The organism is Maricaulis maris (assembly GCF_036322705.1).
In the GTDB taxonomy this organism is placed as follows: domain Bacteria; phylum Pseudomonadota; class Alphaproteobacteria; order Caulobacterales; family Maricaulaceae; genus Maricaulis; species Maricaulis maris_B.
The window spans coordinates 2,297,214-2,323,206 of sequence record NZ_AP027270.1 but is presented as its reverse complement, the minus strand read 5'-3'; the positions used below and the strand labels follow the sequence as shown (position 1 = coordinate 2,323,206).

Sequence of the window (25,993 nt, the reverse complement as noted above, 5' to 3'; positions counted from 1 at the left end):
CCTAGCTTTCGAGTGTCGCGCGGATTTCCGCCCGCATGATATCGATCGGAGCGAGGCCCTGCTTGGTGCGGATATGCCAATAGGTCCAGCCATTACAGGACGGAGCGCTCTGAATCTGGGCACCGACCTGATGGATCGAGCCGGCCCGGTCACCGGCGATCAGCGTGCCGTCGGCACGGACGCGGGCGGTGTGTCGCCCTTTGGGGCAATACAGCGTGTCGCCCGGTTTGAGCATGCCGCGTTCGACCAGGGCGCCGAAGGGAATACGCGGCTGGGCGCGCTTGGACTGGGTGACGTCGAGCGTGTCGCTGGCGCCGCGCGTGATCGCGGCCAGACGGTTGCGGGCGACCTCGAGATAGGCGGGGTCACGTTCGATGCCGATATAGTGGCGTCCGAGCCGCTTGGCGGCCGCGCCGGTCGTCCCGGTGCCGAAGAAGGGGTCGAGCACGACGTCGCCGGGATTGGTGGTCGACAGCAGGACCCGGTGCAGCAACGCCTCCGGTTTCTGCGTCGGGTGGGCCTTTTTGCCGTCTTCGCCCTTCAGGCGTTCGCCACCGGTACAGATCGGCAGCGTCCAGTCGGAGCGCATTTGCACGCCGTCATTGAGGGCTTTCATGGCGGCATAGTTGAAGGTCGGACGGGCGTCCTTGGTCTTGGCGGCCCAGATCAGGGTCTCGTGAGCATTGGTGAAGCGCGTGCCCTTGAAGTTCGGCATCGGGTTGGACTTGCGCCAGATGATGTCGTTGAGCACCCAGAAGCCGGCGTCCTGGAGAATGCCGCCGACCCGGAAAATGTTGTGATAGCTGCCAATCACCCAGATGCCGCCATTCGGCTTGAGCACGCGGCGGGCCTCTTCCATCCATTTCCAGGTGAACAGGTCATACTCGTCGAACCCGCCGATCTGGTCCCAGTCATTATCGACCGCGGAGACCTTGGAATTGTCGGGCCGGTGCAGGTCGCCACCGAGCTGGAGATTGTAGGGCGGGTCGGCGAAAACCAGGTCAACACTCTCGTCGGGAAGTGATTTCATCACTTCCACGCATTCACCTTCAAGGATCTGATCGATCTTTGTCTTGGCCATCACGCGCCACTCCACTCCCGTTACAGAAGCAAGTTTTTCGGCTTTTAGGGCTAACGGGCCGTTAACCCTGAATCACGTTATCCACATTGATTCGCATCTGTGGAAAACCGGGATTCGCGCGCGGCGCGGACCGGTGCGTAGGATCGCCGGTGGATCGGGCAGGCGCCGAGCGCCTGCAGCGCGTCGCGGTGCGCGGCGCTCGGATAGCCCTTGTGGCCGGCCAGCCCGTAGCCCGGAAACCGGCTGTCGGCGAGCCGCATCAGGTCATCGCGAATGGTCTTGGCAATGATCGAGGCTGCGCCGATGCACGCCTCCTTGGCATCGCCCTTGATGATCGCGTCAGCCGGACAGGGCAGGCCCGGCGGCAGCCGGTTGCCATCGACCAGGACAAGCTGCGGCGCGACGGGCAGGCGCGCCACCGCCCGAGCCATCGCTGCCATGGTGGCGTGCAGGATATTCAACCGGTCGATCTCCACCGGTTCGGCAATACCGACGCCGACCCAGGCCCGTGTCCTGATGAGGGCAAACAGCTCGCGGCGTCGGCGGTCGGATAGCGCCTTGGAGTCGCCCAGGCCCTCAATGGGTCGCGCCGGATCAAGAATGACCGCAGCCGCGACAACAGGTCCGGCAAGGGGCCCACGGCCAGCCTCGTCAACACCAGCGATACGGTGACTCTCGGGGCCGTTTTTGGCGTTAAGGCAATGATTGCCTTTTTGTGGGACGGTGACGCTCAAAGCAGTTCCTTTGGGGCATTGGGTGTTTCGCGTTTATAATTGCCTGACCGGTGAACACGATCTTCGCATCGTTGCGATCGCAGCGCTTCTGTGTGCGCTTTCTGCGCTTGCTGTCACGACGCTTGTTCGCCGCGCAAAGACCGCGGAGTCGCCGCGCCAGTCGACCTGGATCCTGCTCGCAGGCTTTGTGACCGGAACCGGCATCTGGGGCACCCATTTTGTTTCCATGCTCGCCTATGAAAGCCCGATTCCCCTGTCCTTCGGCATGGTTGAAACGGTTGTCTCGCTGCTGGTCGCCATCGTGGTTTCGAGCTGCGGCTGGGCCTTCGCGATCCGGGCAGGGCATCCCTTGGCCGCGCCGGCCGGCGGTGCGCTGATCGGGGCAGGCGCTACCGCCATGCATTTCCTCGGGATCGAGGCGCTGCAGGCCAATTCCATCGTGGCCTGGGATGGCAGTCTGGTCGTTTCCGCGATCGCTATCGGCATTCTGTTCACCGGCGCTGCGGCATCCCTCGCGCTTGGAACCCATGCGAGGCGCGGCATCATCGGCGGTGCCGTGCTGATTGTCGGCGGCGTCGTCTGCCTCCATTTCGTGTCGATGTCGGCAATGGAGTTGCAACCGGCTATCGGCGTTGAAGCGCCTGACACTGGCTTGTCTCCGAAACTGCTCGCGATCACGATCGCGCTGGGGGTCTTTCTTGTGGTCGCCGTCGGGCTGGCCGCGGCCGCGTTGGACCAGCATCTGGGGCGGCGCCGGGAGGTCGAGACCGCGCGAATTCGGGCGCTGGCCGAGGCGACCTATGAGGGCATCGCCGTTGTCCGCGACGGTCAGATGTACGACATGAATCGTCGCTTCTGCGACATGCTGAAGCTCGATCGCGCGGACCTTGCCGGGACCCCGATCACCAAGCTTGCCCTCGATCAGGACGCCATCACGGTTTTGCAAACCGCACAGAGGAACGAGCCTGCGACTTGTCGCCTGCGCTGTCGCGATGGGGCCTCGATTACGGTTCAGGTCCGGGCTCGTGCGATGGAGTTTGATGGCGCTGAATCCCGCATCTTCGCCTTCCGCGATATCTCCTCCGAGGAGCGGGCGCGAGCCCGCATGACCCATCTGGCGCACCACGACACGCTGACCGGCCTGCCCAATCGCTTGCGCTTTCGCGAGGCCTTCGAGGCCGAGCTGAAAAAGGCCTGGGACGAGGATGCCCAGGTTGCGCTGATGTTCTTTGACCTTGATCGCTTCAAGGAGGTCAACGACGTCCATGGACACGCGACCGGTGACCGCTTGCTGGTGGCGGTCTCGGAACGCCTGCAGGATGCGCTGCCGCGCAATGCCATCGCAGCACGCCTGAGCGGGGACGAGTTCGCAGTGATCCTGCCCGATGTCGACACGCGCAATGATGTCCTCACCATCGCCCAGCGTGTCGTCAACAATGTTGGATCCCCGCTCAGTATCGGCCCGTTGCATCTCAAGGTGTCGGCGTCGGGTGGCGTGACCATGTTCCCGATGGATGGCGAGAACCCGGACCGTTTGATGAACCAGGCCGATCTCGCGCTCTATCGGGCCAAGGGCCAGGGCCGGAACCAGGTCTGCGACTTTGATCCCAAGCTGGGCATGATGATGCAGGAACGCCGGATGCTGGAGGCCGATCTGGCCCTGGCCATCGATGACGACCTGCTGACCCTGAACTTCCAGCCGCAGGTGGTGCTGGGTGACGGGTCGATTCCTGGCTTCGAGGCCCTGGTCCGCTGGCATGATGATCGTCGGGGTGCGGTTTCGCCGGCCGAGTTCGTGCAGGTGGCCGAAGAGTCCGGCCTGATCCTCAAAATGGGGGAATGGGTGCTGGAAACCGCCTGCCGCGAAGCGGTGAACTGGCCGGAGGGGCGCCGCGTCGCGGTCAATGTCAGTCCGGCCCAGTTCAAGCAGGGCAATCTTGTCTATTCGGTCCAGCGGGCGCTGGCGAAGTCGGGCCTCGATCCGCACCGCCTCGAAATCGAAATCACCGAAGGCGTGCTGATCGATGACGAGGCCCGGGCCATCAAGGTGCTGCGCGGGCTCAAGGATCTTGGTGTCAGCCTGGCGATCGATGATTTCGGCACCGGCTATTCATCGCTCAGCTATCTGCGCGCCTTCCCGTTCGACAAGATCAAGATCGACCGGTCTTTCATAACCGGGCTGCAAAATGATCCGGAAGCCCAGATCATTGTTCGCGCGACGATTGACCTGGCCCGCGAGCTCAATATCTCGGCCGTCGTTGAAGGCGTCGAGGAGTTCGACGAACTTGGCGCACTGGGCTATCAGCCGGATCTTGTCCTGCAGGGCTATCTGCTGTCCCGCCCGCTGACGCGCGGTCAGATCGACGAGTTTGATGCGGCATCCAAGGTTGTCCGTGCCGAGATCGCGACCCTCGTGGGCTCGGCCCGTCCCTTCCGCCAGCGCCGCGCCTAGAGCGGTCGCACCCCAACCTCAGAACAGGCCCGGCTGCTCGGCCGAGCCGAGGGGGCGTTCAAAAAGGCTGGTCGTCAGGGCCGTGCGGGGGGCATCCAGGCCAGATCGTTTGATGGCTTGCCGGAAACGGCTGGCGATCAGCTTGGCATAGGGGCCGGTGCCCCGCCCGCGTGTGGCCCAGTCGGAATCGTAATCCTTGCCGCCGCGCATCTGCCGGACCAGCGACATGACGTGGGACGCCGCATCGGGCCGCTTGTCGGCGAGCCATTCGCGGAACAGGTCGCGGATTTCCAGCGGCAGGCGCAGAAGGACGTAAGCGGCATGATCGGCTCCTGCCCTGGCTGCGGCCTCGAGCAGGGGCTCGATCTCGTGATCGGTCAGCGCGGGGATGATTGGCGCCATCATCACGGTGACCGGTATGCCGGCCTGTTTCAGAGCGGTGATCGTCTCCAGTCGGCGGTGCGGTGCGGCAGCGCGCGGCTCGAGCTCGCGGGCAAGCCGGCGGTCAAGGGTCGTGACCGAAATCGCCGCCTTGACCAGCCCGTCGGCGGCCATCGGTCCAAGGATATCGATATCGCGCCGGATCAGGGCGGATTTGCTGATCACGCTGATCGGGTGACGGTAGCGCGCGCAGACTTTCAGGATCTCGCGGGTGTGCTGGCGCTCGCGCTCGAGTGGCTGCCAGGCGTCTGTATTGGCACCGATCATGATCGGCTTGGGCTGGTAGCCGGTCTTGTTGAAGAACGCCTCGAGGAGGGCCGCGCCGTTCCGCTTGGCGAAGATCACGCTCTCGAAGTCGAGACCCGGCGAATAGCCCCAGTAGGCGTGGCTGGGCCGGGCGTAGCAATAGACACAGCCATGCTCGCATCCCCGATAGGGATTGATCGACTGGTCGAAGGAAATGTCCGGTGAGCAATTGGTCGAGACGATGGATTTGGAGGCATCGCGCAGGACCATCGTCGCCAGTCTCGGCGGAGTCCCGTCGGCCTCGGTCCAGCCATCGTCAAAGACCTCCCGAGCCAGGGCTTCATAGCGCCCTGACACGTTTGACCGAGCGCCCCGACCCCTCGCTCCGGGGCGGTGGAGCGGAGGGGCCTCCTGAGGGGCATTAAGGGCGTAGCCACCAGGGCGCTCGGTCATGCCCCATCATGACTCACGGGCAGAACAAATCAAGAACAAATTTCACCGGCGCGGCACGCCGGGGATCAGCCGACCCGGCGGACATCCTCAAGGAAGGCGACGATATTGCCACGCAGCGCGTTCAGGTTCTCTTCCTGTGTGGTCAGGGTATCGGTCGAGGTCATGACACTGGCGACCATGTCGCGTGTCGTCTGTGTCGCGTTCTGGACGACCCCGATCCCGTTCGAGACATCACCGGTGCCCAGCGCCGCTTCGGAGACATTGCGGGCAATCTCCGCGGTCGCGGCGCTTTGCTGTGTGACGGCGGTGGCGATGGCATTGCAGGCGGCATTGATCTGCTCGATGGCGGAGGAGATGTCGGTATTGGCCGTGACGGCGCCGGACATGGTGCCCTGCAGCTCGCTGATCTGGTGACTGATCTGGTCGGTGGCATCCGCGGTCTGGCCGGCCAGCGTCTTCACTTCCTGGGCGACAATGGCGAAGCCGCGCCCGGCCTCGCCGGCGCGGGCCGCCTCGATGGTCGCGTTGAGGGCAAGCAGATTGGTCTGGTCGGCGATCCCCTGGATCAGCTTGACGATGTCGCCGATCCGGTCTGTCACGCCATCAAGACCGGTAATGGTCTGGTTCATGGCGCGGGACTTCTCGACCGCCTGGTCCGCCAGTCCGGCCGATTGCACGACCTGGCGATTGATCTCCTCGATCGAGGAGGTGAGCTCTTCGGCGGACGCGGCCACACTCTGCATGTTGGCCGAAGCCTCCTCGGCGCCTGCGGCGACCGTGGTGCATTGTTCGGAGGCCTGGCCGGACGTGGTGTCGAGGGCGTCGGCATTGCCGCGCAGCGCGTTGATGGTCGAGGAGACATTGCCCATGACTTCCGACAACTGGGTCTCGAGCCGGCTGCCCAGGTCGAGGAAGCCGTCATGGCGAGCCTTGATCGCGTGGAGCGTCGTATTCACGGCCCGCGCGGCATTGCGGAAACTGCCGACCATGCCGGTTTCGGGGATGAGGCGGAAATGCTTGTTCTTGCGAACATATTCGACGCAGGTCTGGCTTTCGCGGAGATAGGCGTCGGTGCGGTCTATCAGGCGATTGATGGCAATTTCCATCGCGGCGATCTCGGGGTCGGTGGAGACCCCGATGATCCGCTGTTCGAAATCTCCGTCAGCGACGGCGGCGACAATGCGGGTGGCGCGGCGGATCGCCTCGCGGTCCTTGGAAAAGGAAAACATGGCAGATCCTCCTAGCGATAACCGGGGCGCTGGCCTTGGCCGAGCGTGCAGATGAATTCATCATAGGCGACGCCCTTGCCGGCGAGGAAACAGGCGATCTGGTCGCTTCCGGCCGCGAGCGCCTTCTTCGGGTTTTCAGCCTGCGCCTCGGCTTCTCGGAGCTTGGCGTAGAGCGGCTTGACCTCTTTCTCGATGATCTGGCGGTCCGGCTCGCGGCGATTGGAGTGATAGCCAACGATCTCGCCGGCATCGTTGAAGCTCGGCGTGACATGGGCATAGACCCAATAGTGGTCACCATTGAGGGCGCGGTTGACCACATAGGCGAACAACTCCTGGCCGGAGGCGATGGTCTCCCACATGAGTTTGAAGATCGAGCGCGGCATGTCCGGGTGGCGGATGAAGTTGTGCGGCTGGCCCAGCGCGTCCTTTTCCGTGACCGCTGAAGCGCGCTGGAAAATATCATTGGCGTAGGTGATGCGGCCCTTCAGGTCGGTCTTGGTCACGATGACCTCGCCTTCATTGAAAGTCCGCTCGACACCGGTCAGAAAGTTGGCTCGGGACATTCCGCTGGCTCCTTGTGGATCGGGCGCAGTACGGCGCCCTGGAGCCAATAGCGTATGATAATTAAGGTTAACGGTGGTTTGCCGCCACCTTCAGTTTAATTTTATATTACAAAAAAAAGGGGGCGAATTCAGTCGGAGGCGCGGGCCGACAGGCTCAGCATGTCCTGCCAGGCAAGGCGTTTTTCGCCGGGCCGCAAGAGCAGGTAGCTGGGATGGAAGATCGGCAGCGCCGGGATCGTCGCCCCGGTCGGCTCGCCCGCCGCATCGCGCAGTGCGTAGTCCGCCCAGCGCCCGCGCAGCCGCGTGATGGGGGTCTCGGTGCCAAGCAGGGATTGGGCACTCAAGGCGCCCGCCAGAACCAGCAGGTCGGGCTTCTTGAGCGCAATATGGCGTTCGATGAAGGGCAGGCACAGGGCGAGCTCGTCCTGGGTCGGGGCCCGGTTTCCGGGCGCTCTCCAGTTCAGGATATTGGTCAGATAGGCGCCGTCCTGCTCGATCCCGATGGCCGCCAGCATGCGATCGAGGAGCTTGCCGGCCGGCCCGATGAAAGGGGCGCCGCGCTCGTCGTCCTCGCGACCCGGTGCCTCGCCGATCACCATGATCCGGGCCGCCCTATCGCCGCGGGCGAAGACGGTGTTTCGTGCGGTCCGCTTCAGGGCGCAACGATCAAAGGCCTCGATGGCGTCGCGCAGGGCGTCGAGCGTATCGGCCTTGGCCGCGAGGCTTCGTGCATCGGGTCCGGTGGCCACGGCATCGCCGAAACCGGCCGCCCGCGCCGCTTGCGGTGTGGCCGCCCGGACCGGTTCCGCGGGTGGCGTACGGCGAGGCTCGCTCCTCGCAGCGGCAGCCGAGGCGGATGCCGATCGACCTGCTGATGGACTGGCCGCGCGCGCGGCCATGACCGGCTCATCCATCTCGATGCCGGCATCGGCCCACCAGGCGATGAGCGCCTTCAGCGCTCTCTCGTCATGCGGGGTCAGTGAAGGTCCGGTCTGGTTCATGGTTGACGTGCACGTTAACGTAATAGCTTTGATCCCGACGGCGGGACGCGCTAGATGGGTATTCGATCCTAGGGTATGACCGAAGACCTGCAAGCCGAACACCGCATTAAACAGACGCTGAACACGTAGAGGGAAGGGTGCCAGCCTGATGACCGACACCGCAATTGAACGTGAATCCATGGAATACGACGTCATCATAGTCGGTGGCGGCCCGTCCGGCCTGTCCGCGGCTATCCGTCTCAAGCAGATGGCCGCCGAGGCCGGTTCGGAGATCACGATCGCCGTTCTGGAAAAGGGAGCCGAGGTCGGCGCCCATATCCTCTCCGGCGCTGTCGTCGATCCCAAGGCGATCAACGAGCTCTTCCCCGACTGGAAGGAAATGGGCGCGCCGTTCAATGATCCGGTCAAGACCGACATCTTCGAAGTCCTGGGCGAGGCCGGGTCGATCAGTCTGCCGACCCTTCTCTTCCCGCCGCTGATGAGCAATCACGGCTGCTATATCGTCTCGCTCGCCAATGTCTGCCGCTGGCTGGCCGAGCAGGCCGAAGGCATGGGTGTCGAGATCTATCCCGGTTTCCCGGCGGCTGACCTCATTGAGGAAGACGGGGCCATCAAGGGCGTTGTGACCGGTGATTTCGGGGTCGCCCGCGATGGCGGTCACAAGGACGGCTACCAGCCCGGCATGGAGCTGCGCGGCAAGTATACGCTGATCGCCGAAGGCGCGCGGGGCTCGCTGGCCAAGAAGCTGATCAGCCGCTTCAACCTGTCCGAGGGCAAGGAACCGCAGAAATTCGGTATCGGCATCAAGGAGCTCTGGCGCGTGAAGCCGGAGAACCACAAGCCGGGCATGGTCAAGCACACGATGGGCTGGCCGCTCGACGGCAAGACCGGCGGCGGCTCCTTCATGTATCATTTCGGCGATGGTCTGGTGTCGGTCGGCTATGTCGTGCACCTGAACTACAAGAATCCCTATCTCTCGCCGTTCGAGGAATTCCAGCGTCTCAAGACGCACCCGGCCCTGTCGCCGGTGTTCGAGGGCGGGGAGCGGATCTCCTATGGTGCCCGCGCGATCACAGAGGGGGGCTACCAGTCGGTGCCAAAGCTCGCCTTCCCGGGTGGTGGCCTGATCGGTTGCTCGGCCGGTTTCGTCAACGTGCCGCGCATCAAGGGCAGCCATAACGCCATGAAGACCGGCATGCTGGCCGCCGAGAGCGTGTTCGCGGCCCTGGCCGATGGTCGTCAACACGACGAGCTGACCGAATACCAGGCCGCCTATGACGCCTCCTGGGTCGCCAAGGATCTCAAGCGGGTCCGCAATGTGAAGCCGCTCTGGTCCAAGCTCGGCACTTTCTGGGGCGTTGCCATGGGCGGGCTCGACATGTGGTGCAACACGATTTTCGGGGGCTGGTCGCCGTTCGGCACCATGGGTCATGGCAAGACCGATGCGGAAAGCCTGGAGCCCGCGTCCAAGCACAAGAAGATCAATTATCCCAAGCCGGATGGCGTTCTGACCTTTGATCGCCTGTCCTCGGTCTTCATCTCGAACACCAACCACGAGGAAGACCAGCCGATCCATCTCAAGCTCTCCGATGACGAGCTGCAGAAGATGTCTGAACTGGGCGTGTTCGACGGCCCGTCGGCGCGCTATTGCCCGGCCGGCGTCTATGAGTGGATCGAAGACGAGAGCAGTGGCGAAAAACGCTTCCAGATCAACGCGCAGAACTGCGTCCACTGCAAGACGTGCGACATCAAGGACCCCAACCAGAACATCAACTGGACGACGCCCGAGGGCGGCGGCGGTCCGATGTACGCGAATATGTAGTCATTACCGCCTCCGGCCCTTGCGCCGGACAGCCAGCAGGGCGAGCATGTCGGCATGAGTTCTCCTGTCCGCATTCTCGCCCTTTTGCTGGCCGCTTCGGCGCTCACATCCTGTGCCAGTTCGACCGCGCCGCCCGACGACGAAACCTCTGTCTACGGGGCCTTCCTCGCCGCCCGCTATGCCGGCGTGAACCGGGATGTCGACGGTGCAGCGGCAAATTACACCCGCGCGCTCGGCCAGGCGCCTGGCAATGCCACGCTCGCCGACCGCGCCTTCATCACGACGCTGCTGTCCGGTGATGGCGAACACGCGGCGCAACTCGCGCAGACAACCGTCGAAGCCGGCGATCCGAGCCGCCTGGCGACACTCTATGTCGCGACAGACCAGATCGCGCGCCGCGACTATCGCGCAGCGATTGCCAGCCTTGAGGCTGCGCCCGATTACGGCCCTTTCAATACGCTCCTGCGTGACCTGCTCCTGCAGTGGGCGCTGATGGGCGACGGGCAGACGGTGGCGGCGATGGATGCCGCCAACGAGACCCTCGCGCCCGGCTTCCTGTCTGCTCACCTGTGGCTGCACAAGGCGATGCTGGCCGATATCGCCGGGGAAATGGACGCCGCCGACGCGGCCTATCGAACGGCGACCTATTCCTCGGTTTTCCCGCGTCTGGCTACGGAAATGTATGGCAATTTTCTGGAGCGACAGGGCCGTATCGACGATGCGTGGGTGCTCTATGAGAGCAATCGCGAGGCGAACCCGGCCGAGCCCTTCGTGAATGAGGCCCTGCGCCGTCTGGAGGCCGGTCAGCGGCCGCAGCGCCGGCTCTCGGTTCCGCAAATGGCGGCGCGCTCCCTGTTCGGCCCGGCCTCCGACCTGGCCGGTCAGGCGGACATGGACCTGTCGGCCATCTATCTGCGCATGGTCCAGCGCCTCGATCCCGATTATGCCCCGACGCGGCTGACCCTGGCCGGGACGCTGGAGCGCATCGGCCTGCCCGAGGCGGCCCTTGTGGAATATGCGGCGGTGGTACCGGGCCCGTTCCGCTTTGCCGCCGATTTCGACCGCATCTGGCTGCTGGGGCGGCTGGCCCGGACCGAGCAGGCGACCTTGATGGCGCGGCGGCTGGTCGACGAGACCGGCGATATTGAAGCGCGGCTCCTGCTGGCTGATCTGCTGCGGGTCCAGGGCGGCTGTTCCGAAGCGACGGGGCTTTACGAAGCCGTGATCGCCGAGCGGGACATGGCCAATGAGCCGGGCAGCTGGCGTCATCACTACTATGCGGCTGCCTGCTATCTCGATGCCGATGACTGGCCGTCTGCCGAACGTCATTATCTTGACGCTCTGGCGCTGGCGCCGCGTGAAAGCGCCATCCTGAATGATCTCGGCTATTTCTGGATCGACCGCGGTGAGCGGATCGACGAGGCTTTCGAGATGATCCTGCTCGCGGCCGAGCTCGACCCGGAAAACGGCAATGTCATCGACAGTCTCGGTTGGGCGCATTACCGGCTGCAAAACTATGAAGCGGCTGTCGAGGCGCTCGAGCGCGCTGCGGCGCTCGTGCCCGGCAATGCGACGGCGAATTATCATCTCGGCGATGCCTATTGGCAGGTCGGGCGCGAGCTGGAAGCCGGTTTCCAGTGGCGCCGTTCGCTCGATCTCGATCCCAGCCCGGACCAGCGCGACGGGCTCGAATACCGCATCGCCAATGGCCATCCGCCCGGCGAGGCGCATCAGGTGGTCGAGGACATCAGCCGGGCGGCGGAAGACGCTGCCGGCGAGCCGTGAGTAGCGTCGTGCTCAGCGAGCGCGCTGCCGCCAAGGTCAATCTGACCCTGCGCGTCGGCGCACCGCGGGCCGATGGCTATCATCCCCTCGATAGCCTCGTCGTGTTCGCCGATTGGGGCGACACGGTCGAGGTGCGGCCGGCCCCGGGCATCCTGCTGACCCTGTCCGGCGAGGCCTCGCGGTCGCTGCCCGCCGACGGGTCCAATTTGGTCCTGCAGGCGGCCCGGGCCCTGCAGTCTGCGGCTGGCCTGGCCGATGGTGCCATGATCCGGCTCGACAAGCAGATTCCGGTCGAGGCCGGTCTTGGTGGCGGCTCGGCCGATGCGGCAGCGACGCTGCGCGCGCTCAACCGACTCTGGGAACTGGACTGGCCGCTCGATCGTCTCGCCGAGCTTGGCCTGACCCTTGGCGCGGATGTGCCGGCCTGTCTCTATTCGCGGCCACTGCGCATGCGCGGGATCGGTGAGTGGATTGATATCCTACCGGCCTTTGATCCGTTTGATGCGGTCATCCTCAATCCGGGCATTGCCGTCCCGACGGGCCCGATCTTCAAGGCGTTCGATGCTGCGGAGCCGGCCGCCCTCGCGGAAGCCGGCCCGATGGGCGATAACCGCCTCGATTGGCTGCGCGAGGAGCGCAATGACCTGGAAGCGCCGGCCATTGCCCGGCATCCGGAGATCGCAGCGGCGCTGGACTGGCTGCGGATGCGCGACGGGGTCGAGCTGGCCCGCATGTCGGGCTCCGGAGCGAGCTGTTTTGCCCTTTGTCGCGACCGCGCCAGTGCCCAAGCGGCCGCCGAGGCCTGGGACGGGTTCGCGGTGGCGGTTCAGCTCGGCGGGACGAGCGGATGACGGGAGCGGTCTTGCCTTTGCTGGTGGCCTTCATCGTTGCCGCGGTCACCGCCGGACTGGTGCGCCGCGCCGGTATTCTCGACCATCCCAATGCACGCTCCAACCACGCCGCCCCGACGCCGCGCGGCGGCGGGCTGGGAATTGTCACCGGCTTTCTTGCGGCGCTCTGGCTGATCCCGATCGCGGCGCCGAGCGAGGGTGCGGCCCTTGCCGGTGTTGCGATCTGCACCGTGCTGGCCGCAGCGCTGGGCTTTCTCGATGACCTGTTCACCTTGGGCGAGCGGTTGAAATTCCTGGTCCTGACGCTGATCAGTCTCGCGCTCGCGGGCATGGCCGGACCGGTCACCGAGCTTGGCATCGCCCTGCCATGGATGATCGGCTGGCTGGGCTCGGCGCTGTTCGTGTTCACACTCGCCAATGCCGTCAACTTCATGGACGGGTCGGACGGTCTGATGGCCGCCGCCCTGATCCCCGCCGCGCTGGCGCTGGCCTGGTTGGCACCCGGCAGCATCGGTCTGGGCGCCCTCGCATTGGCGCTCGCATTGGCCGGTTTCTCGATCTGGAATGCGCCGCTCCTGTCCGCACGGGGGACCTTGTTCAGCGGCGATGCCGGCTCGCTGGGGGCGGCGGTGATCTTCGCCGGACTGGCGCTGGCCTGGGCCTCCACCGCACCATCCGGCTCGGTCTGGCTTGTCCCGCTTCTCGTCCTGCCGCTGCTCGGCGATGTCCTCCTGACCATGGCCGCCCGGGTCCGGGCCGGACGCTCACCCTTTGTCGCGCATCGGGCACACAGCTATCAGCTGCTGATCGCCATGGGGCACAGCCATCGCCGGGTGGCGCTGATCTGGGGTGGGATGAGTTTGGGCTGCGGTGCTCTGGCCCTTCTGGCCCCGGCCCTGCCGCCGGTCGCCTGGCCGCTGAGCTTCGGAGTGGCCGTGATCGCTTTCAGCCTGCTGCACCGGCGCTGGCGCCGGCAGGCCCGTTCACGCGGTCTGGACGTGTATCAGTAGGCCCGGTCGACCACGAAGTCGGCGAGATTGACCAGGGCGGTCCGCCACTTGTTGTGCGGGAAGATCGCCAGCGCCTCGCGGGCGCGGCGGGCATGGGTGCGGGCCTGGTTGACCGTGGCTTCGAGTGCGCCATGGGTCCGGATCAGCCGAATGGCCTGGTCGAAATCACCGTCGGCCTGCTCGCCTTCAGCGATGACGCGGGTCCAGAACGCACTTTCCTCGCCGGAGGCCGCGGCGATGGCGAGCGCGACCGGCAGGGTCACCTTGCCCTCGCGGAAATCATCGCCGGTCGACTTGCCGAGCTTGGCCGAGGCACCGCCATAGTCGAGGGCGTCATCGACCAGCTGGAAGGCGAGGCCGAGTTCGCGGCCATAGGTTTCCAGCGCCTGTTCCTCCTCGATCGAGCGTCCCGCGACAATGCCGGAAACCTGCGCTGCGGCGGCAAACAGGGCCGCGGTCTTGGCGTCGATGATCTGCATGTAGGTCTCGACCGAGACGCCGACATCCTTGACCGAGGAGAGCTGGCGCACCTCGCCCTCGGCGATCGTCGAGGCGGCATCGGAAAGCACGCCAAGCGCCTTCATCGAGCCGGCTTCGACCATCAGCGAGAAGGAGCGGGCAAACAGGAAGTCGCCGACCAGCACGCTGGAGGCATTGCCCCAGACCAGATTGGCCGCGACCTTGCCGCGTCGCATGCCGCTTTCGTCGACGACGTCGTCATGCAGCAGGGTGGCGGTGTGGATGAATTCGACAGCCGCGGCCAGTTTGAGCGGTGCGATGTCGTCATGGCCGATCATGTTGGCAGCGGCGACGGTGATCATCGGACGCACGCGCTTGCCGCCGGCCTCGATCAGATAGCGGGCGAGTTCCGGGATCAGCGCAACATGGCTGTCCAGACGCTCGATGATCAGGGCATCAACGCGGCGCATGTCATCATAGGCCAAAGCGGCCAGCGCTTCGGCCGCATTGGGGATGTCGGCCGTCTTCGCCGCGGCTGTCGCCTTGACACTCACCATGCTGTCCACGCCAGCTGTCCTCTTGATGCATGCAGTCTTGCCTTGGACAATAGAAATCGAGCGACCGCCCGGCAAGCGCGAGGGGCGGTGACGAAACAGCACAGGTCCGGCGGCGCTCGTCCGCCGGGCCCGGATCGCCCGGAGGCGCACACGTGAAAGAAGTTCTGCGGACCAATGACCCGGTCAAACTCTCCTACGCCCAATCGCTTCTGCGCGATGCGGATATCGAGCCGATCGTGCTCGATCAGGGCATGTCGTCCATGTATGGCGGCGGCCTGCCGGTGATCCGGACCCGCATCATGGTGATCGACGAGGATGCCGACGAGGCCGCGCGCCTGCTGGCGGAGCTGCAGGAAGACGGCGCATGACCACCACGCTGGATCGTCTGCTCGACGGCCGGGTGGTGCTGCGCCAGGGCAGGGATGGCTATCGGGCCGGCATGGATGCCGGCCTGCTCGCGGCTGCACTGAACGCGGGTGAGGGCGAGATGCTGGCCGAGTTCGGCTGCGGCGCCGGTGCGGCCCTTCTGTGCGCCGCCTGGCGTCTGACCGGGGCCAGTTTCGTGGGCGTCGAACGGGATCCCGAGGCGGCGGCACTGGCGACCGAGAACGCCGCGGCCAATGGCATGGGCGCGCGGGTGCGGACACAGAATGCCGACATCATGCAGCTCGGCACCTCGCTGAAGGTCGATCAGGTCTTCTTCAACCCGCCCTTCTTCGACGATCCTTCCGCGCTGCGGGCCCCGAAGGATGAAAAGCGCGCCGCGTGGCTGACCGGCGACGTGCCCTTTGCCGACTGGGTGCGCTGCGCCGCGCGGGCGCTGAAAGCCAAGGGCAAGCTGACCCTGATCCACCGTGCCGACCGGCTCGCCGACATCCTGACCGCGCTCGACCGCTCCTTCGGCTCGGTGGTGATCAAGCCGATCCATCCGCGTGCCGGTGAACCGGCCAAGCGGGTCATCGTGCAGGCGACCATTGGCGGCAAGGCGCCGCTGGTCCTGCTGGCCCCGCTGGTGCTGCATGAGGGCGAGGGGCATTCGCCCGAGGCAGACGCCATCCTGCGCGGCCGGGCCGTGCTTGAGATGGGTTAGGGCTCACCCGTCGCGGGTGCGGTCGGCTGGTAGAGGATGATATCCACCCCGCTGGGATCGGTCAGGTAGAGGTAGGTCAGCCCCCAGGGCCGTTCGCTTGGCCCTTCAGTCGGCCAGGTCGTGCCGATACGGAATTGCTCGGCGGCCACATCCTCGACCTCGATCTGGATCGAAAGGCCAGCCGGATCCGGTGCGTCCGCAACATCACCCAGTTCGATCTGCCCGCCGCCCGGGACACTGAAAATGACACCGCGATCACCATTCTCGTCCCAGGCGTCCGCGACGGCGAGGCCGAGAACCGTCCGGTAGAACTGCTCCATCGCCTCAAACTCATTGGTATCGATCCGGGTCTTGAGCCCAGCCGGCGCCTCGGCGGCCGCGGATTGGGTGGTCAGGGACGTCAGCAGGAGAGTGAGCGCTGCGAGGCGTAGCATGGTGGTAGCCCTGGGTCTGCATAGCTGGAGTGCCAGCAGCTTTTCGGTCTATGTTCCGGCTGGCAAGTCACGAAATTGCTATCGGGAACTGTCCCGCCAAGGTTATCAATGTTTGGACCAAACGCCGAAAGCCCAGCCCAGATGTTCCTGACCGCCATTCTTGTTCTGCTGGCCATCATCCTGTGGCTCGCCTTTGCCGGGCGTGGCCGCAAGCGGCGCGATACCGCTGCCGAGGCGGCGCGGCGGGCCGTCGAGGCGCGTTTCGAGACGCGAGATGAGGATGCTGCGTCGCACAAAGACAAGGACTCGCGTGCTTGATCAGGCGGGCTGACTTGCCTAGTGTCCGCGCGATTTCTTGATCTCGATTTTTCCAGCGGGAATTAACATCATGGCGGCCGAAAAAGCGCCCTCCTTCCAGGAGCTCATCCTCCGTCTCCAGGCCTATTGGGCCAAGCAGGGCTGCGCCATTCTGCAGCCCTATGACGTCGAGGTCGGCGCCGGGACCCTGCATCCGGCCACCACCTTGCGCTCGCTCGGACCGCGCCCCTGGCGCGCCGCCTATGTCCAGCCTTCGCGCCGTCCCGGCGATGGCCGCTATGGCGAGAACCCGAACCGGCTGCAGCACTATTACCAGTTCCAGGTCCTCCTGAAGCCGTGCCCGGCCGACATCCAGGACCTTTATCTCGGCTCGCTCGACGCCATCGGCATTGATCGCGACCTGCATGATGTCCGCTTCGTGGAAGACGACTGGGAAAACCCGACCGTCGGCGCCTGGGGGCTGGGCTGGGAAGTCTGGTGCGACGGCATGGAAGTCAGCCAGTTCACCTATTTCCAGCAGGTCGGCGGTCTCGATGTCGACCTTGTTTCCGGCGAGCTGACCTACGGGCTCGAGCGCCTGGCGATGTATGTCCAGGGCGTGGAAAACGTCTACGATCTCGACTTCAACGGCGCCACGGGGTCAGAAGCGCTGAGCTATGGCGACGTCTTTCTGGAAGCCGAGAAACAGTTTTCCGAATTCAATTTCGAGCATGCCGATGTCGACATGCTGATCGAATGGTTCAAGGGCGCGGAAAACCAGTGCAAGGCGCTCCTGTCGCTCGACAAGCCGCTGCCGCTTCCGGCCTATGATTTCTGCCTGAAAGCCTCCCACCTCTTCAACCTAGTCGACGCCCGCGGCGCTATCTCCGTCGCCGAACGCGCCAGCTGGATCGCCCGAGTCCGCGAGCTCGCCAAGGGCTGTGCGGAAGCCTGGGTGACAAGCGAGCGCGCGCGGGTGGAGGCGGCCGAGTGATGATCTCGCTCACCGCATCATTTGTCATCCCGGCCGGATGCCCCGCGCATGCGGGGCGAAGAGCCGGGACCTGTACGCATCAGTCTGGCAGGCGCACAGTTCTTCCGTCCGTGACAGCGCGGCGCGCACCGTGCGTCCGGGATGACAATGCGTGTTTATCGGCCAGCGGCATGAGGACCCTCCCATGAAACTCCCCCTTCAGGGCGGTTGTCAGTGCGGCGCGATCCGGTTCGAGATCAGCGAGAACCCGCTGACGCTTTACGCCTGCCATTGCACGAGCTGCCAGCAGCAAACCGCCTCGGCCTTCGGCCTGTCCATGCTGGTGCCGCGCGACGGCTTCAAATATCTGCAGGGTGAGGTCGCCGTCTTCGAAATCCCGACGACGGGCAAGTCGAAAAAGCTCGGCCATTTCTGTGGCGATTGCGGGACGCGGATTGCCCATGACACGGCCGGGCGTCCGGCCCTGTCGCTCAAGGCGGGGACGCTGGACGAGCGGGCCAAGCTCGAGCCGGTCGGTCATATCTGGGTCAAGTCGGCCCAGGGCTGGATGATTTTCGACCGTGACGCGCTGATCTATGAAACCGCGCCGGATGACGGCTATTTCGCGCTGATGCAGCGCTATGCCGACCAGGAATACGCCTAGGGCGAGATTGAAAGACCGATAGATGTCCGAACTCCTGTTTGAAATCTTCTGCGAGGAAATCCCGGCCCGCATGCAACCGCGCGCCGAGGCCGATCTGGAAAAGCTGCTGGGCGACAAGCTCAAGGCGGCGGGTCTGGCGTGGACCTCGCTGAAGACCTTTGCCGGTCCGCGCCGTCTTGGTCTGGTGATTGACGGCCTGCCGGTGAAGACCGCCGATGTCCGTGAAGAGCGCAAGGGCCCGCGCGTGGGGGCGCCCGAGCAGGCGGTGCAGGGCTTCCTGCGCGGCGCCGGGGTCGACAGTCTCGACCAGTGCGAACAGCGCGAGGACAAGAAGGGCAGTTTCTGGGTGGCCATCATCGAAAAGCCGGGCCGGGCCACCGCCGAGGTCATCGCCGAGGCGATCCCCGAGGTGATCAAGGCCTTTCCCTGGCCGAAATCGATGAAGTGGCCCCATCAGGCCGATCCCGAAGGGCGCGGCCCAACACTTTCATTGGATTTCACGCAGCCGCGCTTCGAGGTTCGAGAAACTCCCCGCTGGGTCCGCCCAATTCAGCGCCTTCTCTGCTTGTTTGATGGCCAGGTCGTTGATTTTGATGTTTTCGGTATTGCGGCCTCAAATGTCACCGAAGGCCATCGCCGCATGGGTCGCGGGCCGTTCACCGTGTCGGATTTCGCCAGCTATAAAGCCGTGCTGGAAGGCGAGGGGCATGTCCTGCTGGACCGTGCTGTCCGCGAGACGCTGATCCTAGAGGGCGCGCGCAAGGTCTGCGCCGATGCTGGGTTTGAACTGGTCGAGGATGCCGGCCTTCTGACCGAGGTCGCCGGGCTGGTGGAATGGCCCGTGCCGGTGCTGGGCGAGATGGATCCGGACTTTCTCGATCTGCCGCCGGAAGTCATCACCCTGACCATGAAGACGCACCAGAAATACTTCGCGGTGCGCGATCCGAAGTCCGGCGAGCTGGTCTCCAAATTCGTCACCATCGCCAACCAGGTTGCCCCCGATGGCGGCGTGGCGATTGCCGCCGGCAATGCCCGCGTTCTCTCGGCCCGCCTGTCGGACGCCCGCCACTTCTGGGACAATGACCGCAAGACGCCGCTCTCCGAGATGGCGGCGCAATTGTCGAAAGTGACCTTCCACGAGAAGCTGGGCACGGTGGCTGACAAGGTCGAACGCGTCGCCGCCCTGGCCCGCGAACTGGCCCCGGTCGTCGGTGCCGATCCGGACCTGGCCGAAAAGGCCGCCCGCCTGGCCAAGGCCGATCTGGTCTCCGAAATGGTCTATGAATTCCCCGAGCTGCAGGGCGCGATGGGCCGCTATTACGCCCTCGACCAGGGTGAGGACGCCGCGGTCGCGGATGCGATCAAGGACCACTACAAGCCGCAGGGGCCGTCCGATGAGGTACCCACCGCACCGATCTCAGCTGCCGTCGCGATGGCGGACAAGCTCGATACGCTGGTCGGCTTCTGGGCGATCGACGAGAAGCCGACAGGCTCGAAAGATCCGTTTGCCCTGCGCCGGGCGGCGCTGGGCGTGATCAAGATTTGCTTGGATGGCGACATCCGTCTCCCCCTGACATCGACCGCCGGACGATACCCGCTTCAGATGGCGAGTGGCCGCTCGCTGATGGATGCCCTGCTGGTCGCGGCGAGAAATGATGATCGCGACCTGTTTGACCAGTTAGATCGTAGTGCCGGTGGCGGCGGCGCCGCGCCCGATTGGAACGTCGCCAAGTCGCTGACAGGGTGGCGTGACGCCGGAAGTGAAGACCTTGTTGCGGTGCCGTACCAGTGTTTCGGCGATGCGGATGCTCCTTACGACCTCCTCGCCTTCTTCGCAGACCGCCTCAAAGTCCACCTGCGCGATGAAGGCATCCGCCATGACGTCATCGACGCCGTTTTCGCGCTAGGCGATGACGATCTCGTCCGGGTGACAGCCAAGGCGCGCGCCCTGCAGGCTTTCCTCGATACCGAGGATGGCGCGGCGCTGCTGGCGGGGAACAAGCGGGCGTCGAACATTCTCGCCAAGTCGGAGGACGACCTCTCCGGCGAGCCGGATGCGGATTATCTCGCGAATGCGCCCGAATCGGCCGAGCGCGCGCTGATCGCGGCGCTCGCGTCGGCAGGTCCGGCGGCAACAAAAGCGCTGGAAGCGGAAGACTTCGCCGCCGCGATGACGGCGCTGGCCTCGCTCCGTGCACCGATTGATGCGTTTTTCGACGACGTGACCGTTAACACGGACGACGGCGCGTTGCGCCGCAACCGACTTCTCTTATTGTCCGCAATTCGCACGGCCATTCGCGCCGTCGCCGATTTCGACAAGATTTCAGGCTAGGGGCTCTTTCCATGACGACTGACACCAAGTGGGTTTACGCCTTTGGCGGCGGCGACAGCGAAGGCGAGGCCGGGATGCGCGAGCTGCTCGGTGGCAAGGGGGCCAATCTGGCCGAGATGGCCAAGCTGGGCCTGCCGGTCCCGCCGGGCTTCACCATCACCACAGAAGTCTGCACGGCCTACTACGAAAATAACCAGGCCTATCCCGACACGCTGAAAGCCCAGGTCGAGGCGGCGCTCGCCAAGCTGGAAGGCGCCGTTGGCAAGATGTTCGGCGATCCGGCCAACCCGCTGCTGGTTTCGGTCCGCTCGGGCGCCCGCGCCTCGATGCCGGGCATGATGGATACGGTGCTCAATCTGGGTCTCAATGACGAGACCGCCGAGGGTCTGGCCAAGCTGTCAGGTGACCGCCGCTTCGCCTATGACAGCTATCGCCGCTTCATCCAGATGTATTCCGACGTCGTTCTGGGCGTCGACCATGCCGTCTTCGAGGACATTCTCGACGGCTTCAAGGACGATAACGACTATTCCCTCGACACCGAGCTGTCGGCCGACGATTGGGAAATGATCGTCGCCGAGTACAAGAAGGCCGCCGCCCGCGAGCTGGGCCGCGACTTCCCGGCCGATCCGCGCGAACAGCTGTGGGGCGCGATCGGCGCCGTCTTCGGCTCGTGGATGACAGAGCGCGCCAAGACCTATCGCCGCCTGCACGACATCCCGGCGAGCTGGGGCACGGCGGTCAATGTCCAGGCCATGGTGTTCGGCAATATGGGCGAGACCTCGGCGACCGGTGTGGCCTTCACACGCGATCCGTCGACCGGCGAGAGCGGCTATTACGGCGAATTCCTGGTCAATGCCCAGGGCGAGGACGTGGTCGCCGGCATCCGCACGCCGCAATGTCTGACCGAGGCGATGCGCGAGAAGATGGGCGACGACAATCCGTCCATGGAAGCGGCGATGCCGGAGAGCTATGCCGAGCTGGCCGCCGTCTTCGACAAGCTGGAACGCCATTATACCGACATGCAGGACATCGAGTTCACGGTCGAACGCGGCCGGCTCTGGATGCTGCAGACCCGCAATGGCAAGCGCACTGCCAAGGCGGCGCTGAAGATCGCCGTCGACATGGCATCGGAAGGTCTGATCTCGACCGACGCGGCGGTGATGCGGGTCGACCCGGCCCAGCTCGACCAGCTCCTGCACCCGACGCTCGATCCCAAGGCCGAGCGTGACATCCTGACCTCCGGCCTGCCGGCCTCGCCGGGCGCCGCCTCGGGGCGCGTGGTGTTCGACAGTGACGAGGCCGAGGAACGTGCCAAGGCGGGCGAGAAGGTTATCCTGGTCCGTATCGAGACCTCGCCGGAAGACATTCACGGCATGCATGCTGCGGAAGGCATCATCACGGCGCGCGGTGGCATGACCTCGCACGCTGCCGTGGTGGCGCGCGGCATGGGGCGTCCCTGCGTCTCCGGTGCCGGACAGATCAAGATCGACTACGCCAACAAGCAGTTCGCGGTCGGTCGCCGGATCGTCAAGGATGGCGACATGGTCACCATTGATGGCGCGTCGGGCCAGGTCCTGATGGGCGAAGCCAAGATGATCAAGCCGGAAATGACCGGTGATTTCGGCAAGCTGATGGTGTGGGCCGACAAGGCTCGCCGGATGAAGATCCGCACCAATGCCGAGACCCCGGCCGATTGCCAGACCGCTGTCGAGTTCGGTGCCGAAGGCATCGGCCTGTGCCGCACCGAGCACATGTTCTTCGAGGCCGACCGGATCGCCGCCGTGCGTGAGATGATCCTGTCGCACGACCAGGACGGCCGCGTCACGGCGCTGGACAAGATACTGCCGATGCAGCGCGATGACTTCGCGCAGATCTTCCGCATCATGGGCGAGCGCCCGTGCACGATCCGCCTGCTCGACCCGCCGCTGCACGAATTCCTGCCGCACACCGAGGAAGACGTGAAGGACGTCGCCAAGGCGACCGGCCTGCCGGCCGACCAGCTGATGGCGCGGGCGCGTGACCTCGCCGAAAGCAATCCGATGCTCGGCCATCGCGGCTGCCGGCTCGGCATCACCTATCCGGAAATCTACGAGATGCAGGCGCGGGCCATTTTCGAGGCCCAGGTTGCGGTCGAGAAGGAGACCGGCTTCCAGCCGCTCGCCGAAGTGATGATCCCGCTGGTCGCGGCACCGGCCGAGCTGGCCATCCTCAAGGCGCGCGTCGCCGGGGTCGCCAAGGCGGTCGCCGAGGAGACCGGTGGCAAGCCGAAATACCTGATCGGCACCATGATCGAGCTGCCGCGCGCGGCGCTGATGGCGGGCAAGATCGCCGAGGATGCCGAATTCTTCTCCTTCGGCACCAATGACCTCACCCAGACCACGTTCGGCCTGTCGCGTGACGATGCCGGCAAGTTCCTGAGCGAGTATATCGAGGCCGGTATTCTCGAGAAGGATCCCTTCGTCACGATCGATCGCGACGGCGTCGGGGATCTGGTGCGAATCGCCGTCGAGCGCGGCCGGGCCACCCGTCCGGAGCTCAAGCTGGGCATTTGCGGCGAGCATGGCGGGGACCCGTCCTCGATCGATTTCTGCGAGGAAACCGGGCTCGATTATGTGTCCTGTTCGCCATACCGCGTGCCAATTGCGCGCCTCGCGGCGGCCCAGGCCCGCTTGCGCCGACAATAGTATCCAACTGGAATCGCGTACGAAAAACTCGCCTCCCTTGCGGGAGGCGAGTATTTTCTTATTTGTAACCCGGTGCCCGGCTTGACCGCTATCATCCCCTCCCATAGAGAGGCGCGCTCGTTTCACGAAGGATTCAGATACGGCGCTTCATGGTAATCTCGTCGCAAGACGGCACGATTCGTGAAAGGTCGCATTTGACGCTGGACAGGAAATACGGAGACCGGATGGACCTCGATGCGGCACGCAGCCAGCAAAAGCAGGTAGCGACAGTATTTCATATGCTGGCGACCCTGACGCTGTGCGCGCTGACGGTCCTGCTCCTGAACCTGGCCTCCGCCCGGGCCCGTGCCCAGGACGAGACCCTGATCTGGCAAGCCATGGCCTCGCGCTATCTGCATGCCGGTGATGTCGATGCCGGCTGGCACGCGCCGGAACAGCTTCGCGTTGCCTCCCTGATGCTGGAAGCCGACAGCGAGGCCGGTGCGGTTCTCATCGCTCGCCCGCTCGATGACCTGCGCACCTTTGACAGCTCGCATTTCCAGAATGCGGCCGGGATCAGCGCCCAGGTCGATTGCCTGGCCCAGGCGATCTATTACGAAGCCCGCAGTGAAGGCTTTGTCGGTCAGCTCGCGGTTGCCCAGGTGATCCTGAACCGCGTCGACAGCCAGCATTATCCCGACACCATCTGTGGCGTGGTCTATGAAGGCTCCGAGCGCACGACCGGCTGCCAGTTCACCTTTACCTGCGACGGATCCATGGTCCGCGAAGCCCGTGGCCGTGCCTGGCGCCGCTCCCAGCTGGTCGCCCAGCACGCCTATATGGGCTTTGGCCGCGATGTGACGCGTCGCGCCACGCATTATCACACCGTCGCTGTTGATCCGTACTGGAATGACAATCTGGTGCGGACGCGCCGGATCGGGACGCATGTCTTCTACCGCTTCCCCACACGCCGTGAGCGCGCGGCCGGCATTGTCCGCGAACGCGACGCCTAGGCTAACCCTGCCGCGCCGCTCTCCGGCGCTCTGAACCAACCCCGTCGCGCCAAATTCATTGTTAATGTCTTGTTTCTAGTGTGTGCGTTCTGACCGAGTGCCTTTGAACGTTCCGCGGAGACCGCACGCATGGCGATCGCCCATACCCACAATACCCCTGACCGCCTCTGGCTGTGCATGAGCGACAGCAACCGGACGCGCGTGCTCTCACGGGCGCTGGCCAAGGGGCTGGGCATGACGGTCTATATGGGTCCGACCATGGATGACGAAGGGCCGGTCGCGATCATCGTCGCTGACGACGCCCACGCCGCCCGGATCGCCGAAGCGCGCAAGAATGCGGCGCCGAAGCAGCGCTCCCTGCTGGTGACCGCCGGGACACGCCGGGCCGGGGCCGACATTTTCCTCGATCATGACGCCGACGCCGGCACGCTGGCCAATGCGATCGACGGTCTGCGCGCCTTTCGCTCCCACGAGCTGGCCATTCCCGCCGAAGCCGGCATCGGCCTCGGTGCCACGCAGTCGCTGGCAATGGGCGAGTTCTCGATCCAGACCCGTGAGCAGGCCGCTGATGTTGCCATCCTGCTGGGCCGCGCCACGCCGCGCCCTTGCGCGACGTCGGTCGGCTTGTACGTCCTCCTCGCCAATGCCATCGAGCACGGCAATCTCGGCTTCGATGCGACCGAAAAGGCCAAGGGTCTGGCCGAGGGCAATTGGGATCGCAAGCTGGTCAAGCGCATGGCCGAACGAGAGTTTGCCGGGCGTCGGGTCAGTCTCCGCTTTCAGCGTGGTGGGCGTATCCTGTCCTTCCTGATCCAGGATGATGGCGAGGGAATCGATGCCGAGACCGCGGAAATGGCAGACCCCTCCCGGGCCGGCTATCGCGGCAAGGGGATCAAGCTGGCCAAGTCGATGGGCTTCGGGCAGATCAACTATCTTGGCATCGGCAATACGGTGGAAGCGTCGGTGCTCTTGCCGCAGCCGGTCGAAGCGGCGATGGCGCGCTGAGCCTCGCCGCGTGCATGAACGCGGGCTGAACCCGCCGCTCAGCCTTGCCTCATCTTGTTGGCCCTAGTGTCAGCTCCAGAACGGACCTCAATCCGGAAGGGAGCTGCCCATGACCTGTTTCAAATCCTTTGCCAGCGCGGTGGCCATCGGCGCTGCCCTGATCTCCGCCCTGCCGTCCGGCGCTGAGGCGCAAAGCCGCGGTGGCATTGATCTGCGGCCGGGTCGCGATTGCGGCATCCAGGTCTACCTGTCCAATTCCGGCGGTGTCGCCGTGCCCAAGGCTGATGCGCGCCTGAGCGGCTCCTATGTCTTCCACCTCTACCAGGCCATTCCGACGAGTGATCTCGACCTGCGCCTGAGCGGCCGCTTCTCCGGTAACGGAACACGCGACACCGCCCTGGCCCGCAACCATTTCGCACTCGGCTATGTCGTGGCCGGGGGCTATCGCGGCATGGATGAATTGCGTGATGCCGAGCTCGGCCAGGATGCCATGCTGGAAGGGTCGCTGGCGGTTTATGACAATGCCGGGCGACTGACCTGTTCGACCCATGAAGTGAACATCATGCCGATGGCCTTGCTGGACGGTGTGCGCCCGGCAGTCCGTGCACGCTCTGTCCATGTTCCGGTCACTGGCCCCACGCCGGCCCAGCAGGCCCGGGACCGCCTGGCCGCCGTGACGGCTGCGCGGGAGTCGGATGCCTCGGCTCCGCGCCGGCTGACCGCCGCCCAATGTGCCCGCCTTCGCGCGGCCCGTCCGGCCCAGTGCCGCTACGACTGATCCGACTTTTCTCTCCGACCCCAAACTGGCCCGCCCTGTTCGCAGTGGCGGGCCTTTTTC

General features: G+C 64.9%; 23 protein-coding genes. 15 read left to right on the top strand and 8 right to left on the bottom strand.

Going from position 1 to position 25,993, the window contains the following annotated elements; genetic code table 11:
* Position 1: 1 nt before the first annotated feature.
* The gene (locus AAA969_RS11010; RefSeq protein WP_338247242.1) at positions 2-1,081 is read right to left on the bottom strand and encodes a site-specific DNA-methyltransferase; all 1,080 of its coding nucleotides are present in this window, start codon (positions 1,079-1,081) and stop codon (positions 2-4) included.
* Between the two features lie 77 nt (positions 1,082-1,158).
* Positions 1,159-1,815 (bottom strand): ribonuclease HII, encoded by a 657-nt coding sequence (gene rnhB / locus AAA969_RS11005; RefSeq protein ID WP_338246109.1) that lies wholly within the window; start codon positions 1,813-1,815, stop codon positions 1,159-1,161.
* A gap of 22 nt (positions 1,816-1,837) precedes the next feature.
* Here rnhB and AAA969_RS11000 point away from each other — a divergent pair, with 22 nt between their 5' ends.
* Positions 1,838-4,267, top strand: a complete 2,430-nt coding sequence (locus AAA969_RS11000) for a bifunctional diguanylate cyclase/phosphodiesterase (RefSeq protein WP_338246108.1) — start codon at positions 1,838-1,840, stop codon at positions 4,265-4,267.
* 18 nt (positions 4,268-4,285) lie between these two features.
* Here the strand turns inward: AAA969_RS11000 and AAA969_RS10995 are convergent, their stop codons facing one another.
* The 4 genes from AAA969_RS10995 to AAA969_RS10980 form a co-directional block, all read right to left on the bottom strand.
* Positions 4,286-5,407, bottom strand: a complete 1,122-nt coding sequence (locus tag AAA969_RS10995; protein WP_338246107.1) for a PA0069 family radical SAM protein — start codon at positions 5,405-5,407, stop codon at positions 4,286-4,288.
* A gap of 65 nt (positions 5,408-5,472) precedes the next feature.
* Entirely contained in the window at positions 5,473-6,636 is a 1,164-nt protein-coding gene (locus tag AAA969_RS10990; RefSeq protein ID WP_338246106.1) for a methyl-accepting chemotaxis protein, read from the bottom strand.
* An 11-nt stretch (positions 6,637-6,647) separates the two neighbouring features.
* Complete coding sequence (locus AAA969_RS10985; protein ID WP_338246105.1) at positions 6,648-7,199, bottom strand: PAS domain-containing protein; 552 nt, start codon at positions 7,197-7,199, stop codon at positions 6,648-6,650.
* Positions 7,200-7,327: 128 nt separating this feature from the next.
* Positions 7,328-8,200 (bottom strand): uracil-DNA glycosylase, encoded by an 873-nt coding sequence (locus AAA969_RS10980; protein WP_338246104.1) that lies wholly within the window; start codon positions 8,198-8,200, stop codon positions 7,328-7,330.
* Between the two features lie 148 nt (positions 8,201-8,348).
* Here AAA969_RS10980 and AAA969_RS10975 point away from each other — a divergent pair, with 148 nt between their 5' ends.
* The 4 genes from AAA969_RS10975 to AAA969_RS10960 are packed head-to-tail and all read left to right on the top strand — an operon-like array spanning position 8,349 to position 13,668.
* Positions 8,349-10,022, top strand: coding sequence for an electron transfer flavoprotein-ubiquinone oxidoreductase (locus tag AAA969_RS10975; protein WP_338246103.1), 1,674 nt, complete (start codon positions 8,349-8,351; stop codon positions 10,020-10,022).
* Positions 10,023-10,076: 54 nt separating this feature from the next.
* Positions 10,077-11,807, top strand: a complete 1,731-nt coding sequence (locus AAA969_RS10970) for a tetratricopeptide repeat protein (protein WP_338246102.1) — start codon at positions 10,077-10,079, stop codon at positions 11,805-11,807.
* The gene (locus AAA969_RS10965) at positions 11,804-12,658 is read left to right on the top strand and encodes a 4-(cytidine 5'-diphospho)-2-C-methyl-D-erythritol kinase (protein WP_338246101.1); all 855 of its coding nucleotides are present in this window, start codon (positions 11,804-11,806) and stop codon (positions 12,656-12,658) included. The genes AAA969_RS10970 and AAA969_RS10965 overlap by 4 nt, the downstream gene beginning before the upstream one ends.
* Complete coding sequence (locus AAA969_RS10960) at positions 12,655-13,668, top strand: glycosyltransferase family 4 protein (protein WP_338246100.1); 1,014 nt, start codon at positions 12,655-12,657, stop codon at positions 13,666-13,668. The genes AAA969_RS10965 and AAA969_RS10960 overlap by 4 nt, the downstream gene beginning before the upstream one ends.
* Here AAA969_RS10960 and AAA969_RS10955 read toward each other — a convergent pair.
* Positions 13,662-14,684 carry a polyprenyl synthetase family protein gene (locus tag AAA969_RS10955; protein ID WP_338247240.1) on the bottom strand — a complete coding sequence of 341 codons (1,023 nt, stop codon included), beginning with the start codon at positions 14,682-14,684 and terminating at the stop codon, positions 13,662-13,664. The two genes, AAA969_RS10960 and AAA969_RS10955, sit on opposite strands and share 7 nt — an antisense overlap.
* Positions 14,685-14,836: 152 nt before the next feature.
* On the opposite strand from AAA969_RS10955, the gene AAA969_RS10950 reads away from it, so the two are divergent.
* A complete protein-coding gene (locus AAA969_RS10950) occupies positions 14,837-15,052 on the top strand; it encodes a DUF2007 domain-containing protein (RefSeq protein ID WP_338246099.1) in 216 nt (71 codons plus the stop codon).
* Positions 15,049-15,774, top strand: a complete 726-nt coding sequence (locus tag AAA969_RS10945; protein ID WP_338246098.1) for a tRNA1(Val) (adenine(37)-N6)-methyltransferase — start codon at positions 15,049-15,051, stop codon at positions 15,772-15,774. Before AAA969_RS10950 ends, AAA969_RS10945 begins: the two co-directional genes overlap by 4 nt.
* On the opposite strand, the gene AAA969_RS10940 is transcribed toward AAA969_RS10945, so the two are convergent.
* Positions 15,771-16,208 (bottom strand): VOC family protein, encoded by a 438-nt coding sequence (locus AAA969_RS10940; RefSeq protein ID WP_338246097.1) that lies wholly within the window; start codon positions 16,206-16,208, stop codon positions 15,771-15,773. The two genes, AAA969_RS10945 and AAA969_RS10940, sit on opposite strands and share 4 nt — an antisense overlap.
* Positions 16,209-16,316: 108 nt before the next feature.
* On the opposite strand from AAA969_RS10940, the gene AAA969_RS10935 reads away from it, so the two are divergent.
* From AAA969_RS10935 to AAA969_RS10900, 8 genes are all read left to right on the top strand, one after another.
* Positions 16,317-16,526 carry a hypothetical protein gene (locus tag AAA969_RS10935; RefSeq protein WP_338246096.1) on the top strand — a complete coding sequence of 70 codons (210 nt, stop codon included), beginning with the start codon at positions 16,317-16,319 and terminating at the stop codon, positions 16,524-16,526.
* 70 nt (positions 16,527-16,596) lie between these two features.
* Positions 16,597-17,499, top strand: a complete 903-nt coding sequence (locus AAA969_RS10930) for a glycine--tRNA ligase subunit alpha (RefSeq protein WP_338246095.1) — start codon at positions 16,597-16,599, stop codon at positions 17,497-17,499.
* Positions 17,500-17,683: 184 nt separating this feature from the next.
* Complete coding sequence (locus AAA969_RS10925; RefSeq protein ID WP_338246094.1) at positions 17,684-18,142, top strand: GFA family protein; 459 nt, start codon at positions 17,684-17,686, stop codon at positions 18,140-18,142.
* Between the two features lie 22 nt (positions 18,143-18,164).
* Positions 18,165-20,474, top strand: a complete 2,310-nt coding sequence (gene glyS / locus AAA969_RS10920) for a glycine--tRNA ligase subunit beta (protein WP_338246093.1) — start codon at positions 18,165-18,167, stop codon at positions 20,472-20,474.
* A gap of 11 nt (positions 20,475-20,485) precedes the next feature.
* Complete coding sequence (gene ppdK / locus AAA969_RS10915; RefSeq protein WP_338246092.1) at positions 20,486-23,158, top strand: pyruvate, phosphate dikinase; 2,673 nt, start codon at positions 20,486-20,488, stop codon at positions 23,156-23,158.
* Between the two features lie 224 nt (positions 23,159-23,382).
* Complete coding sequence (locus tag AAA969_RS10910) at positions 23,383-24,150, top strand: cell wall hydrolase (RefSeq protein ID WP_338246091.1); 768 nt, start codon at positions 23,383-23,385, stop codon at positions 24,148-24,150.
* Positions 24,151-24,279: 129 nt separating this feature from the next.
* On the top strand, positions 24,280-25,155 hold the full coding sequence (locus AAA969_RS10905) for a hypothetical protein (RefSeq protein ID WP_338246090.1): 876 nt from the start codon (positions 24,280-24,282) through the stop codon (positions 25,153-25,155).
* A gap of 109 nt (positions 25,156-25,264) precedes the next feature.
* Complete coding sequence (locus AAA969_RS10900) at positions 25,265-25,933, top strand: hypothetical protein (RefSeq protein ID WP_338246089.1); 669 nt, start codon at positions 25,265-25,267, stop codon at positions 25,931-25,933.
* Positions 25,934-25,993: the final 60 nt, after the last annotated feature.